Raw genomic sequence first — 15,285 nt, forward strand, 5'->3', positions numbered from 1 at the left:
ATCGGCGCGTAGCCCCGCGCTCACGCGACCTCAGTCGTTGAGGACGCCCGCGACGGCCCTGGGACGCGCGCGGAGCAGCTCCGCGGCTTCGGTGGCGGGGACCGGGCGCGAGAACAGATACCCCTGGCCGAGCTCACAGCCGAGCGCGCGCAACGCGGCGGCCTGCGCGGGGCGCTCGATCCCCTCGGCGACGACGACATGCCCCAGCGCGTGCGCCATCGCGACCACCGCGCGCGTGACGGCGGCGGCCTGCTCGTCGCAGTCGATCGACGCGATCAGCGAGCGGTCGAGCTTCAGCACGTCCACGGGGTAGCGGCGCAGCGAGGCCAGCGAGGACCAGCCGGTGCCGAAATCGTCGAGCGCGATGCGCACGCCGAGCGCGCGCAGCTGCTCCAGCACACGCACCGCGCCGCCATCCTTGACCAGCAGCGTCTCGGTGATCTCGAGCGTCAGGTCCTCCGCGCTCACCCCGGCGGCGTGCAGCGTCAGCTGCACGTGGCTCGGCAGCTCGGGCGTGAGCTCGCGCGGCGACAGGTTCACGGACATGCCGATCCGAGCCGGTGTGAGCGCCTGCAGCGTGGCCAGCCGATGGCACGCTTCCCGCAGCACCCACCGCCCGACCGGCACGATCAGGTCGGTCTCCTCCGCCACCGGGATGAACTCGCCCGGCGGCACCAGCCCGCGCTCGGGATGACGCCAGCGGACGAGCGCCTCGAAACCGCGCAGCTCGCCTCCCGCCAGCGCGACCAGGGGCTGCAGATGCAGCTCGAGTTGGCCGTCGGCGATCGCCCCGCGAAGCTCGTGCTCCACGGTGAGACGCCGGAGGACGCGCGCACGCAGGTCGGCGTCGAAGATCTCGTAGCGGCCGCCGCCGCTCTCCTTCGCGCGGTACATGGCCACATCCGCGTCGCGCAGCAGCGAGTCGGCGTTGGCGTGGTGCGCGTCGGCCACGACGATCCCGACGCTGGCGCTCACGAACAGCTCGCGCCCGCCCACGAGGATCGGCCGCTCGAGCTCTCTGATCAGGCGCTCGGCGAGCGCGGCGACCGTCAGCACCGAGCTGGCACGATCGCAGGCGACCACGAACTCGTCGCCGCCGAAGCGGGCCACGACGTCGCCGCCGCGGACGTTCTCGCGCAGGCGCTGCGCCACGACGCGCAGCAGCTCGTCCCCCGCCCCATGGCCGAGCGTGTCGTTGACGACCTTGAAGCGATCGAGGTCCATCAGCAGCAGCGCGACCTCCTCGCCCTCGCGTTCCGCGGCCGCGAGCGCCTGCGGGATGTGCGCGTCGAGGAACGCCCGGTTGGCCAGACCGGTCAGCGGATCGTGCAGCGCGCGCGAGCGCACCTCGGCCTCCGCGTGGGCCCGCTCGAGCGCGGAGGCGAGCACGTTCGCGACCGCCTCGACGAAGCGGACGTCCGCCGGCCCGAACTCGGACCGCAGCGCCGTCCGGTGGACGATCAGCACGGCGGCGCCACCGTCGCCGCGCGTCGACCGGACGGGGGCGCTCAACCCGCGGCGCATCCCGGCCTCCAGCACCTCCGGGAGGGTGGTGAAGCGGCGCTCGCGCTCCAGGTCGTTCGTGAGCACGACTTCGCCGACGGCAAGCGTGTAGCCGACCTGGGACGCCGTGCCGGCCGGCACCACCGGCTCGTCGCCGGTCACGCCGCAGTCGCGGGCGACGACGCGCAGCATGCCGTCGCTCTCGTGACGCAGCATGACGGCGCACGAGTCGACCCGGGCGGCCTCCTGGACGATCTGCACGACCCGGCGCATCAGCGCCGGCACGTCGGGCACCTCGAGGGCGACGCGGCTCAGCTCCGCGACGGCGTGGCTGAGCCGGTCGGCGCGGCGGCGCTCGCGAAGGTCCTGCAACTGCGTGAAGAAGTGCACGCCGTCCGGGCCGTCGATCAGCGCGGTGGTCAGCAGCACCGGGATCGCGGTGCCGTCGAGGTGCATCAGCCGCTTCTCCAGCGGTGCCGGCTGGCTCCCCGCGATCACGCCGTCGTGCAGGTTGACCGAGATCGCCCGATCGTCGGGGTGGGTGAGATCCAGCGCGCAGCGGCCGACCAGGTCGGACGGCGCACGGCCCAGCAGCGCGCCGAGCGCCGCGTTGACGCGGATCCAGCGCAGATCGGGGCCCGCGATCGCCATCGCGATCGTCGCCTCCTCGAAGCCGCGCTCGAAGCGGCGGCTCTCCTCCAGCGCCCGACGCTCGCGATCGCTCAGCCGGCCGCGCACGAGCGCGCCTGCCGCGGCCCACAGGCGGCGGCTCGAGATCACGCGTGCTCTCTCCACGTGCTCGGGGTGATCGACCCGCGGGTGTGCTCTCTGTAGCGACCGTCCCCCGGTGAGGTGAGCCGCCGGGTTTACCGGCGTCCTACCGGCGTCCAACCGCGCGGCGCTGCACTCCCGGCGAAACCAACGCCAGGAGACGACGATGCAGCAGTCAACGGCAGGACAACCCGCGAGCCGGCTGGGCCGCCTGGGCGGGTGGGCGGCGGACCACAGCCGGGCGGTCGCGATCGTCTGGCTCGGGATCGTCATCGCCCTGGGCGCGCTCGCGCCCTTCGCCGACCGGGCGCTGTCGGGCGCCGGCTGGGAGGCTGTTGGCTCGGAATCCGTGGCCGCGCGGAGCGCGCTCGAGGCGCGCTTCCCGGGCGCGGGCAGCTATGCGCTCTCCGTCGTCGTGGCGGGCCGGCGCGACGACCCGGCGCTGCGCGCCACCGTCGCGCGGGTGGTGACGGTCCTGCGCAGCGACGACGCGGTGTCCGGGGTGCCGGTCCCGCAGCGGTCACGCGATGGCAGCAGCGCGGTCGTGCTCGGCCTGGCGGGCGGGAGACCGGACGAGATGGTGGAGGCCGCCGGCCGCCTCAAGTCCCGCCTCACGCGCCTGTCCGCGGACGGCATCGCCGTCCGCCTCACCGGACCCGCCGCGATGTGGTCGGACTTCAATGCCGAGAACAAGGCGGCGATGCTCAAGTCCGAGCTGCTCTCCTGGCCGCTGACGCTCGTGCTGCTCGTGTTCGCGTTCGGCACGCTCGTCGCGGCCGGGCTGCCGCTGCTGCTCACGATGGCGGGCCTGCTCGGCGCCGGCGGGTCGCTGTTCATCCTCGGGCAGTTCGCCGACGTGTCGATCTGGGCGATGAACTTCGCGATGATGTTCGCGATCGCGCTCGGGATCGACTACGCGCTCTTCATTGTCGTCCGCTTCCGCTCCGCGCTCGCGGCGGGGCTGTCCCCGCGTGAGGCGACGACCGTCACGATGGCCACCGCGGGCAAGGCGGTCCTCGTGTCCGGCCTGACCGTCATCGCCGCGCTGCTGGCCCTGACGCTGGTCCCGGTCCCGGCGTTCCGCACCGTCCCGATCGGCATCGGGCTCGCGGTGACGATGGTGCTCGCCGCGACCCTGACGCTGCTCCCCGCGGTCCTGGCGCGCCTGGGCGACCGGATCAACGGCGGCCGCGTGCGCATGCGCGGTGCGGTCGATCACCGCAGCGAGCGCTTCGCGGTCTGGGGCGCTCGCCTGTGGGCGCGGCCGCTGCCCTACGGCACAGCGGCCATCGCGATCCTGCTGGCGCTCGCCGCCCCGGCGCTCGGGTTGCGCACCGGGATGCCGACCGCTGCGGCACTGGGAGCCGATGCCGGCTCACGGCAGGGGCAGGAGCTGCTCGAGCGGGCGTTCGGAAACGGCGCCGCGAGCGCGCTGCAGATCGTGGTGCGCGAGCCGGACGCGGCGGCCGCGCGGTCGGCGCTCGAGCGTGACCGGGGCATCACGGCGGTCGCGCCGGTGGAGCGCTCGCACGGCGTCGTCCTGCTCACCGCGATCCCGGATGCCGCGGGTCTGAACGCGACGATCGACCGCGTCCGCGACGAGCTGCCGCCGGGCGCGCTGCTCGGCGGCCCCGCCGCCGAGACGCGTGACCTCGAGCGGGCGCTCGCCTCCCGGTTGCCGATCGTCGTGGGCGTCGCCCTCGGCCTCGGCTTCCTGCTGCTGCTGGCGCTGTTGCGGGCGCCGATCGCCGCCGCTGCCGCCGTGGCGATGAGCCTGCTCGCGACCGCCGCGGCCTTCGGCGTCGCCCGGCTCGTGTTCCAGGAAGGCGTGCTCGACCACCTGCTCGGCTGGGAGTCCCAGGGCTTCGTCGACGCGTGGGCGCCGATCTTCTTCTTCGCGCTGATCTTCGCGCTGGCGATGGACTACACCGTGTTCCTGCTCGCCACGGTGAAGGCGGTCTTCGACCGCACGGGCGACGCCCGCCAGGCGCTCGTCGAAGGGCTGACCGGCACGGGGCGCGTGATCAACGCCGCCGCCGGCGTGATGGTGGTGGTCTTCATGACGTTCGCGCTCGCGGGCCCGATCGCGCCCCGGGAGATGGGCGTCATCCTCGCCGTCGCGGTGCTGCTCGACGCCACGCTGATCCGGCTCTTGCTGCAGCCGGTCGTGCTGCGTCTGCTCGGTGCGCGCGCCTGGTGGATGCCGGCGTGGCTCGACCGCCTGGTCCCGGACGTCGGCCCCGGCCACGAGCAACCCGTGGGCGAGCCCGCCCCGGGGCAGCTGGAGCCGTCGAGTCGCTGGTAGGTTCGCCACAGGCGAATGGAGTTCCGGCTGCTCGGCCCGATGGAAGTCCTCGAAGGCGACACACCTGTCGGCCTGGGCGGGCTCAAGCCGCGCGCGTTGCTCGCCCGGCTGCTGGTCTCGCCCAACCGCACGGTCGCGATCGACCGCCTGGTCGAGGACCTGTGGGGCGAGCACGTGCCGGACTCGGCCGCGAAGATGGTCCAGATCTACGTGTCGCAGCTGCGCAAGGCGCTGCCGGGCGAGGTGCTCGTGACCCGCCCGCCCGGGTACCTCGTCGAGGTCGATGTCGAGGCGATCGACGCCGGCCGCTTCGATCGCTTGCGCCGCACCGGCCACGCGGCGCTCGAAGCGGGTGAGGCCGTCACCGCCGGGGCGACGCTACGCGAGGCGCTGGGGCTGTGGCGCGGCGAGGCGCTCGCCGAGTTCGCCGAGCCGTTCGCGCAGGTCGAGCGCCACCGGCTCGAGGAGCTGCGCCTGATCTGTCTCGAGGACCGCGTCGAGGCCGACCTGCTCGCGGGTCGGCACGCGGAGCTGGTCGCGGAGCTGGCGGGCGAGGTCGCGCGGTTCCCGCTGCGCGAGCGCCTTCGCCGGCAGTCGATGCTCGCGCTCTACCGCTCCGGCCGGCACGCCGACGCGCTCGCGGTCTACCAGGAGTTCCACGCCGGCCTGCGCGACGATCTCGGCCTCGAACCGTCGCTCGAGCTGCGCGAGCTGCAGGGACGGATCCTCAACCAGGACCCGTCGCTCGAGCTCGCGCCCACCGCGATCGCCGGCGACGTCGCACCGTCGCGCAGTCTCGCCGCGGGTCTCGAGGCGCTGTCCCGAGGCGCGTGGGACGAGGCCAAGGCGGCGTTCGGCGACAACGAGCAGGCCGAGGCGCTCGAGGGCTGGGCGCAGGCGGCGCGCTTCCTCGGCGAGGGCGACGCGAGCCTGGACGCACGGGCACGCGCGTTCCGCGCCTATCGCGCCCGCGGCGATCCGCGGTCTGCCGCTCGCGTCGCGGCGTGGCTCGCCTACGACACGGTCGTCTTCCGCGGCGACGACGCCGTCGCGCAGGGCTGGTTCGGCCACGCCCACCGGCTGCTCGGCGACGAGGACGACAGCGTCGAGCAGGGGTGGCTCGCCTTCCTCGAAGGCGAGGTCGCGCTGGTCGCCCACAGCGATGCCGGGCGGGCGGCCGAGCACGCCGCCCGGGCGCTGGACATCGGCCGGCGCGCCGGCGTCATGGATCTGGAGATGCTCGCGCTCTCGCTCACCGGCCTCGCACGGGTCGCGGCGGGCGAGGTCGGCGAAGGCATGCGCGACCTCGACCAGGCGACGGCCGCCGCCGTCGCCGGTGAGCTGTCCGGGCTGCATTTCGCCGGTGCCGTGTGCTGCCACATGATCTACGCGTGCGAGCGCGTCCACGACGTCGAGCGCGCCGCGCAGTGGTGCGAGACGGTGCAGGGCTTCAGCGAGCGCTGGGAGGTGCCGCAGCTCTTCGGCTTCTGTCGCTCCCACTACGCGTCGGTGCTGATCCGGCGCGGCCGGTGGACCGACGCGGAGGCTGAGCTGGAGGCCGCCTCGCGGGCGTTCGAGCGGGGCGCGCCGGCGCTCGTCTTCGAGAGCATCCTGCGCCTGGCGGAGCTGCGCCGGCGCCAGGGTCGCCCGGACGAGGCCGCGGAGCTGTGCGAGCGGATCGCGTGGCATCCCGCCGCCCAGCTGTGCCTCGCCGAGCTCGCGCTGGACCGCGGCGATGCGCTGGGCGCGCGGGACCTGGTCGCCCGCCACCTGCGCGCCCTGCCCGCCGGCGAGCGCCTGGGCCGGGCGCCCGGCTTGGAACTCGCGATCCGCGTGCAGCTCGCCGTAGAAGACCTCGGCGCCGCCCAGGCGGGCGTCGAGGAACTGCAGGAGCTCGCCACCGCGGCCGGCACCGCGCAGCTCCGCGCATCGCTGCGGTTCTCGCGCGGACTGCTCGCCCGCGCCCGCGGCGAGACGGCGACGGCGAAAGCGGAGCTCGAGGACGCGATCGACCTCTGGAGCCGCATGCGCGCGCCGTACGAGCTCGCGCGCGGCCACGTCGCGCTCGCCGAGCTCGCGCTCGAGGCCAACCGCCCCGAGGAGGCCGCACGCGAGCGGGGACGCGCTCGAGTCGCGCTCGACGGCCTATCGAGCTGATCCCGGATAGGCTCGGAACGAGCAGCGATTGCGATGGAGATCCGTCTTCTAGGCCTCGTCGAGGCCACCCACGACGGCCAGGACGTCCCCTTGGGCGGCCCGAAGCCACGGGCGCTGCTCTCGATGCTGGCGCTGGAGGCCAACGCGCCGGTGTCGGTCGACCGGCTGATCGACGGGCTGTGGGGAGATCGGCCGCCCGCGACGGCGCCCAAGCTCGTGCAGGTGCTCGTCTCGCAGTTGCGCAAGCAGCTCCCGGGCGAGGCGGAGATCGTCACGCGCGGGCGCGGCTACGAGCTGCGCGTGGATCCCGATGCGGTCGACGCGTTGCGCTTCGAGCGCCTTGTCCGGTCCCAGGACAACGGCGGGCATGCGCAGGAGGCACTCGCGCTGTGGCGCGGCCCGCCGCTCGACGATCTCGCGAACGAGCCGTTCGCGGCTCCGGAGATCCGCCGGCTCGAGGACCTCTGGCTGCAGGCGCGCGAGGCGGCGATCGACACCGCGCTGGCCGAGGGCCGTCACACCGAGGTGGCGGGCGAGCTCGACGATCTGGTCCACGACCATCCGCTGCGCGAGCACCTGCGCGCGCAACAGATGCTCGCGCTGTACCGCGGCGGCCGGCAGGCGGACGCGCTCGAAGCGTTCCGGCAGGGTCGTGCGTTCCTGCTCGACGAGGTCGGGCTCGAGCCCGGCCCGGAGCTGCGAGGTCTCAACGACGCGATCCTGCGTCAGGATCCCGAGCTCGACGGTCCACCCGCCCGCCGGGAGCCGACCGGCGCGCGCCGGTCGTGGCGGTGGCTGATCGGTGCCGCCGTCGTCACGGTCGCCGGCGCGGCCGCGCTGATCTTCGCGCAGTCGCGAGGCCCGGCCGGGCTCGACCGCATCGCCGAGGACACGGTGGGGGTGATCGATCCCTCGTCCGGGCGGATCCTCGCGCCCCAGTACTCCGTCGGCCACACGCCCGGCGCGCTCGCGACGGGCGCCGGGTCGGTGTGGAGCGCCAACGGTCGCGACGGCACCGTCTCGCGGATCGACCGTGCGGGCGGCTCGGTCATCACGATCCCCGTCGGAGGTGAGCCGACCGCGCTCGCCTTCGGTGGCAGCTCGTTGTGGGTCGCCGACGGCGAGACCGGCCGCGTCGAGCAGATCAATTTCAACACGAACCGCGTCGTCGACAGCCTCCCCGCGGGCAACGCGCCGCGCGGCGTGGCGGTGACGAGCGACGCCGTCTGGGTGTCCTCGGCCGTCGACGGCCAGGTGAACCGGCTCGATCTCACGCGCTCCGGGCGGCGCCGCACGATCGACGTGGCCGGCGGGCCGGCGGCGATCACCGCGGGTGCGGGCGCCGTCTGGGTGGCGAGCGAAGAGGACCGGCTCGTCACCAAGCTCGATCCGCGCTCGGGCGCACCCGTGAAGACGATCGGCGTCGGGAACGCCCCGGCCGCGCTCGCCGTCGGCTTCGGCAGCGTGTGGGTGGCCAATCGCGATGACGGCACCGTCACGCGGATCAGCGCGACCACCGGTGTCGTCGGTGGCATCGTGCCGGTCGGGGGCCGTCCGGTCGCGGTGGCGACCGGGCTCGGCGCCGTCTGGGTGGCGGACGGCGAAGGCGCGGTGATCCGGATCGATCCGGGCACCGGCAAGACTCGGCGGATCCCGACCGGGAGCGCACCGTCGGCGGTGACCCTCTACGACGGCCACGTATGGACGGGCGCGACGGCGTCACCCGCGACACATCGCGGCGGGACCCTCCGCTACGAGATCGCCCCCGAGGGCGGGGTCTTCACCTGCACCTCCTGCATCGACGCGGCGGAGCCGTACTCGCAGGCCGGGTCGGTGTTGTCACTCGCCTATGACGGGCTGATCGCGTTCCGGCGGGTGCCGGGCGTCGGTGGCATCACGCTCGTCGCGGACCTCGCCGAGAGCATCCCGGAGCCGGCCGACGGCGGGCGCACGTACACCTTCCAGCTCCGCCAGGGGCCGCGGTTCTCCGACGGTTCGCCGGTGCGGCCAAGTGACTTCCGCGCGTCGATCCAACGCACGATTCGCCTCGGGGCGTCGCCGCTCTACAACGGCATCGCCGGCGCCGCCGCGTGCACGCCGCGCCGTTGCGACCTGTCGGCAGGCATCGAGACCGACGACGCGGCACGGACGATCACCCTCCACCTGCGGGAGGCCGACTCCGAGTTCCTGTACAAGCTGGCCCTGCTCCCGGCGTTCGTGCTTCCGGCGCCAACGCCGGTGAAGCTGCTGCGGCATCCCGTCCCGGGAACCGGCCCGTACGCGATCACCGGAGTCACGCCGAAGCGAGAGGTGCGGCTGACGCGCAATCCGTACTTTCATTCGTGGTCGAGCGAGGCGCGCCCCGACGGGTATCCCGACGCGATCACCGCCAACGTCTCCGCCGACGGGGCGGCGCAGGTCAGCGCCGTCCAGCGCGACCGCTCGGACGCCGTCATCTTCGCGGGTGACGGCAGCGGCTTCAAAGGGCTTGCCGAGCCCCACGCGATCGCCTTCGCCGACGCCAGCCGCGTGCACGCGGGGCCCGCGGCGACGAACACCTACCTCTTCGTCAATGTGCACGAGCGGCCGTTCGACGACCCGAAGGTGCGCCAGGCCCTCAACTACGCCATCGATCGCGGCCGCATGGTCGAGGTCGCGGGCGGCAGCAGTCTCAACACCCTGTCGTGCCAGTTCCTCCCGGCGGGGTTGCCGGGCTACGCGCCCAACTGCCCGTATACCCGCGACGTGTCGGCGCTCGGGCGTTGGACGGCGCCGGATCTGGACCGCGCTCGTCAGCTGGTCGCGGAGTCCGGCACGCGAGGGCAGCGGGTGGAGGTGTTGGGTCCGCCGAGGTTCGCGCCGGTCGCGCGCTACGCCGCCAAGGTGCTCCAGCGGCTCGGCTACCGGGCGCACGCCCGGGTGATCGCCTTGCCGCGGTACTACGCCTACATCGACGACTCGCGCCATCACACGCAGGTGATGTTCTTCAACTGGAGCGACGACTACCCCACGCCGTCGAGCTTCTTCGAGCCGTTGAGCTGCGCGCACTTCGTTCCGAACTCCGCGGCCAACCTGAACCCCTCGCGGTTCTGCGACCACGCGCTGGACGCCGGCGTCACCGCCGCGCTCGCGGCACACGGCGCCGACGCGAACGCGCAGTGGGCCGTGCTCGATCGCAAGCTGCTCGCGGCGGCGCCGGTGATCCCGCTGTTCAGCCGCCGCATGCTCCTGCTGGTTTCCGACCGCGTCGGCAACGCGCAGCTGAACCCGGCCCTGGGCCCGCTGCTGGATCAGTTCTGGGTCCGTTAGCAGGGCTTTTACCGCACTTAAACCGACTCGGGCCGCGGGCCAACCGGTGAAGCGCATCGTCGTTGGGGTCAACTCCACCCCACCGCAGGAGCGTCACCGTGCACTTCAAGCTCACCACCTCCGTCCTCGTCGCCTCGCTGGTCGCCGTCAGCCCCGCCGCGGCGCTCGCGAGCACCGATGGCCCGCCCAATCGCATCGACGCGGCCAGCCACGCGAGGACGATGCACAGCCTCGCCGTGCTGCATGAGCAACTCGACGCCCGGGCCGAGGCCATCGCGGCGCCGGCAAAGACCGCGCCGGCCACGACGACGCGGATCGTGACCGTCAGCGAGGGCTTCAGCTGGGTCGACGGCGCCATCGGCGCCGGCGTGACCGCAGCCGTCCTGCTCGCCGCCGCCGGCGCGCAAGCCGCTCGGCGCCTGCCGTCGACGACCGCCCACTAAGGAGATCCACATGTACCGCCCGAACACCCGTCGTCTCGGCGCGCTCGTCGGCGCCGCCGCACTCGGAGGAATGGTCGCGCCGACGGTAGCGCACGCGAACGCCGTGAGCGACTGGAACGGCTACGCGTCGACCGCGATCGTGTCCACCGCCGGCCAACCGCCGCCCGTCTCGGTCCTGAGCTTCGCGATGGTGCAGGGAGCCGTCTACGACGCGGTCAATGCGATCGATCGCTCCCACCGTCCCTACCTCCCCGAGCCTCCGGCCCGCCGCTCGGACGCCAAGGACGCGGCCGTGGCGACCGCGGCCTACCGCGTCCTGGTGACGCTGTTCCCGGCGCAGGCACCAACCCTGCAGCCGCTCTATGACGCGTCGCTGGCCGCCGTCGCCGACCTCCCCCGCGGGGCGAAGACGCGCGGGATCGCCGACGGCGAGGCCGCCGCCGCCGCGATGCTCTCGGCGCGGGAGAACGACGGGCGCTTCGGCCCGTTCACGCCCGTGATCGGGACCACGCCGGGCGCGTGGCGACCGACCGCGCCCTTCTTCGCGGCCGACCCGGCGCCCTGGGTCGGGAACGTACGCCCCTTCCTCGTCCCCGACGTCGAACTGCTCCGCACCGACCCACCCAACGCGTTGACCAGCCGCGCCTACACCCGGGACTTCGACGAGATCAAGAGCGTCGGCGCGCTCGCCAGCACGACCCGCACCCCCGACCAGACCGATGCGGCGATCTTCTGGCAGGACGCGGCCTTCGCGCTCTGGAACCGCGCCTTCCGGACGATCGCCGCCGATCAGCACCTCGACACCGCGGACACCGCACGGCTGTTCGCGATCGAGGACCTCGCCGCCGCGGACGCGGCCATCGGCTGCTGGAACAACAAGTACCACTGGAACTTCTGGCGCCCGATCACGGCGATCCGCGAAGCGGCGAGCGACGGCAACCCGAAGACCGAGGCCGACCCGGCGTGGACGCCGCTGTTCGATCCGGCCACCCCGGTGGCCTCACCGCCCGCCCTCAGCACGCCGCCGTTCCCCGACCACCCGTCGGGCCACAACTGCGCGGCCGGCGCCATCGTGCGGACGCTCCAGGACTTCTTCGGCACCGACCGGCTCACGTTCAGCCTCACCAGCAACAAGTCCGGCACCACACGGACCTACCACCGGCTCTCCGACGCCCTCGAGGAGAACATCGACGCCCGGGTCTGGGCCGGAATTCACTTCCGGACCGCCGACCTCCAGGGCGCCATCCTCGGCCGCAAGGTCGCGGGCTACCTGCACCGGCACTACTTCGGACCGGTCCTCAAACGCGGCTAGCGATAACCGATCAGACTCCCCGGGATGATCACCGGAGTCCACGCCATCGTCTTCACGCGCGACGCGGAGGCGGACCGCGCCTTCTTCCGCGACGTGCTGGAGCTGCGCTCGGTCGATGCCGGCGGCGGCTGGCTGATCTTCGCGCTGCCGCCGGCCGAGCTCGCGGCGCATCCTTCCGACGGCGACGAGCGCCACGAGCTCTACCTGATGTGCGATGACATCGGCGCGACCGTCGCGGAGCTCGGCGCCAAGGGCGTCGAGTTCACGCGGGAGATCAGCGACGAGCGGTTCGGGCTCCTGACCGCGTTCCGGCTGCCCGGTGGCGGCGAACTACACCTGTACGAGCCCAAGCATCCGACCCCGCTCGGGTGAAGGCGATGTCGCGCGAGATCGAGAACCGGGCCCTCGGCGCGCTCTACGGGCTCGCGATCGGCGACGCGCTCGGGATGCCGACCCAGCTGCTCTCGCGCGAGCGGATCGCCGCGCTCTATGGGACCCTGACCGGCTTCGAGCCGGGCCCGGAGGAGAACGAGATCAGCGCCGGGCTGGCCGCGGGCCGGGTCACCGACGACACCGACCAGGCGGTGATCCTCGCCCGCGCGCTGATCGACGGCGGCGGGGACGTCGACCAGCACGCGTTCGCGCACGCGCTGATGGCGTGGGAGCAGCGGATGCTCGCCGCCGGCTCGCTCGATCTGCTCGGCCCCTCGACGCGCCGCGCGCTCGAGCGCTTCGCCGCCGGCGACATCGAGAACGCGGGCCGCTGGGGGGACACCAACGGCGCCGCGATGCGGATCGCCCCGGTCGGGATCGCCACGCCGCCCCGCCCGCTCGAGCTGCTGCTGGAGCGGGTCGCGCATACGAGCCGCCTGACCCACGACACGAGCGTCGCGATCGCCGGCGCGGCGGCGGTCGCGGCCGCCGTGTCCGCCGGGATCGACGGCGTGGGCACCGGGGCGGCGCTCGCGGTGGGCATCGAGGCCGCGGCGCGCGGCGCCGGCTACGGCCACTACGTCGCGGGCGCCGACGTCGCGCGCCGGATTCAGTGGGCGCTCACGTTGACGTCGCTCGACGACGTCTACGCGCTCGTCGGCACCGGCGTCGCCACGCAGGAGGCGGTGCCGGCCTCGTTCGCGATCGCCGCCCTCCACCCCAGTGACCCGTGGCAGGCCTCCCTGACCGCCGCGAGGCTCGGCGGCGACAGCGACACGGTCGCGGCGATGACCGGCGCGATCGTCGGCGCCGCCACCGGCGTCGATGCGTTCCCGCCCGCCGCGCTCGAGCGCATCCGCGCGGTCAATGCGCTGGACCTCGAGCGCCTCGCCGAGGGATTGCTCGCGCTCCGGGCCGGCGCTCGCCCGCGTCCGGCGCGCACGCCCGCCGCTCCCGCCCAACGGCGCCTCGTCCACGTGGGCAGCATCCTGATCGACATCGGCATGCGGATCGAGCACCCACCCGTGCGCGGCGACGACATGCTCGCGAGCGGCGCGTCGATCATCGTCGCCGGCGGCCTGAACATCCTCGGCGCGGCACGCCGCCAGGGCATGCCCGCGGCCTACCTCGGGCGGATCGGCTCAGGACACTTCGGCCGGATGGTCTCGGGGGCGCTGGCGACCGAAGGAGTCGAGGCGCTCCTCGATCCGACGCCCGGCGAGGACACGGGCTTCTGCGTCGTGATGGTCGACGCCACCGGCGAGCGCACGATGGTCACCACGATGGGCGCCGAGGCCCACCTCGCGCCGGAGGACCTGGCCGCGATCGCGCTGCGTGAGGACGACCTCGTCTACCTCTCCGGCTACGACCTCGTCTACCCGCACGGACCAGCCGTCGTGGAGTGGCTGCACGGCGAGATCCTGTTCGACCCCTGCCCGCTGGTCGACGAGATCCCGCCCGACCTGCTCGACGCCGTCCTCGCGCAGGTGACCTGGATCAGCCTCAACGCCCGCGAGGCGAGCGTGCTGACCGGCGGTGACACCGACCCGCGCGCCGTGCTCGCCCGCGGCCCGCGCCTGCGCGGCGCGATCGTGCGCAACGGCGCCGACGGCTGCCGCCTCGCGACCGCCGGCGGCGTCGAGCACATCCCCGCCTTTCCGACGCAAGTGGTCGACACCACCGGCGCGGGCGACGCGCACGTCGGCGCGTTCGCCGCCGCGCTCGCCCGCGGCGAATCACCCGCGCGCGCGTGCCTGTACGGCAACGCCGTGGCGTCCGTGGTCGTGGCCAACTGGGGACCCGTCACGGCGCCGCGACTCGATGTCACAGAACGCCTGGTGAACGGCCGGAGCTAGCGCCCGAACCAGCGCGCGCGGCGCGAGGCGCCGAACTCCGCCTTCTCGGCGGCGTACGCGAGCGACGGCTCGTTGCGCGCGGCCACCGGGGACGGGCCGCCCAGGAAGTTGACCTCCACCTTGCTGACGAGCCCGTGGCCGAACTCGGCGTAACAGATGCCCCACCCCTCGTACGGCGCGGGCGCCTCGCCGCCCGAGATCTCCGCCGCGATGTCATCGGCGACGACCAGCGCGGCCGACTCGGCGAAGATCCCCGCCTTCGGGACGGTGCGCGGGCCGGAGTTGACGTCACCGATGGCGTAGACGTTGGGGAAGCGCGTCCTGAGGTTGGTCTGGTCCACGGGGACCCATCCATCGACCGCCAGTCCCGAGGCCGCGAGCGGATCGGGCGCCCGGTGGACGGGGATCCCGACGAACAGGTCGTAGGGCATCGTCTTGCCGCTCTTCAGCTGCGCCACGCGGGCCGCCGGGTCGATGCTCGTGACCAGTTCCTGCGGGAGCTCTTCGACGCCCCGTGCGGCCAGTCCCTCGCGGAACATCTGCGAGACCTCGCCCGTCACCGGAACCGGGCGCTGCATCGGGAACGTCGTCGCCATCTGCACGTCGTCGCGGATTCCCTGACGCGTGAAGTGCTCGTGCAGGAGAAACGACCCCTCAAACGGCGCCGGCGGGCACTTGAACGGCGCCCCGAGCACTGAGACGAGCACACGCCCGCCCTGAAAATCGGCCAGCGCGTCGCGCAGCCGCTCCGCCCCGGCCAGCGTGTAGTACTCGTGGCCGCCCGCCTCAAAGCCCGGCGTCGCCGCCATGTCGTAGTCGGCGCCCATGGCCACGACCAGGAAGTCGGCGTCGTGCACGCCGGCGTCGGTGGCCACCCGCCGCGTGACCGGATCGATACCGACCACCCGCTCCTGCCGGAACTCGACGCCGTCCTTCGCGATGTCGCGATAGGGCATCTTCACCGCGTCGGCCGACTCGCGACCGAGCATCACCTCGAGCTTGGAGTAGCCGAAATAGAACGAGTCGTTGCGGTCGAGCAACGTGACGCGGACCGCATCCGGAACCGTCTCGGAGAGCCGCGTCGCCAGCTCGAGCCCGGCGAAGCCGGCACCGAGGATCAGGACGTGTCGCTTCATATTCGCGATCCTACTTCGATCAGCGTCGCTTGCCGGCGGTCTGCGGCGGGTAGATGAGACG

9 protein-coding genes are annotated in these 15,285 nt (G+C 73.4%); 7 read left to right on the top strand and 2 right to left on the bottom strand.

Going from position 1 to position 15,285, the window contains the following annotated elements; genetic code table 11:
- Nucleotides 1-30 precede the first annotated feature (30 nt).
- On the bottom strand, nt 31-2,298 hold the full coding sequence (locus tag OM076_RS27430; RefSeq protein WP_270043305.1) for a sensor domain-containing protein: 2,268 nt from the start codon (nt 2,296-2,298) through the stop codon (nt 31-33).
- A gap of 142 nt (nt 2,299-2,440) precedes the next feature.
- On the opposite strand from OM076_RS27430, the gene OM076_RS27435 reads away from it, so the two are divergent.
- From OM076_RS27435 to OM076_RS27465, 7 genes are all read left to right on the top strand, one after another.
- Nucleotides 2,441-4,579 (top strand): MMPL family transporter, encoded by a 2,139-nt coding sequence (locus OM076_RS27435; protein WP_270043306.1) that lies wholly within the window; start codon nt 2,441-2,443, stop codon nt 4,577-4,579.
- Between the two features lie 15 nt (nt 4,580-4,594).
- Nucleotides 4,595-6,736: an AfsR/SARP family transcriptional regulator gene (locus OM076_RS27440; protein WP_270043307.1), complete on the top strand. Its 2,142-nt coding sequence runs from the start codon at nt 4,595-4,597 to the stop codon at nt 6,734-6,736.
- 33 nt (nt 6,737-6,769) lie between these two features.
- The gene (locus OM076_RS27445; RefSeq protein ID WP_270043308.1) at nt 6,770-10,045 is read left to right on the top strand and encodes an ABC transporter substrate-binding protein; all 3,276 of its coding nucleotides are present in this window, start codon (nt 6,770-6,772) and stop codon (nt 10,043-10,045) included.
- Nucleotides 10,046-10,143: 98 nt separating this feature from the next.
- Nucleotides 10,144-10,488, top strand: a complete 345-nt coding sequence (locus tag OM076_RS27450; RefSeq protein WP_270043309.1) for a hypothetical protein — start codon at nt 10,144-10,146, stop codon at nt 10,486-10,488.
- Between the two features lie 10 nt (nt 10,489-10,498).
- Entirely contained in the window at nt 10,499-11,800 is a 1,302-nt protein-coding gene (locus OM076_RS27455) for a vanadium-dependent haloperoxidase (RefSeq protein WP_270043310.1), read from the top strand.
- A gap of 24 nt (nt 11,801-11,824) precedes the next feature.
- Nucleotides 11,825-12,172, top strand: a complete 348-nt coding sequence (locus OM076_RS27460; protein WP_270043311.1) for a VOC family protein — start codon at nt 11,825-11,827, stop codon at nt 12,170-12,172.
- 5 nt (nt 12,173-12,177) lie between these two features.
- On the top strand, nt 12,178-14,088 hold the full coding sequence (locus tag OM076_RS27465; protein ID WP_270043312.1) for a PfkB family carbohydrate kinase: 1,911 nt from the start codon (nt 12,178-12,180) through the stop codon (nt 14,086-14,088).
- Here the strand turns inward: OM076_RS27465 and OM076_RS27470 are convergent.
- Nucleotides 14,085-15,224 (bottom strand): NAD(P)/FAD-dependent oxidoreductase, encoded by a 1,140-nt coding sequence (locus OM076_RS27470; protein ID WP_270043313.1) that lies wholly within the window; start codon nt 15,222-15,224, stop codon nt 14,085-14,087. The two genes, OM076_RS27465 and OM076_RS27470, sit on opposite strands and share 4 nt — an antisense overlap.
- Nucleotides 15,225-15,285 lie beyond the last annotated feature (61 nt).

This window comes from Solirubrobacter ginsenosidimutans (assembly GCF_027587205.1).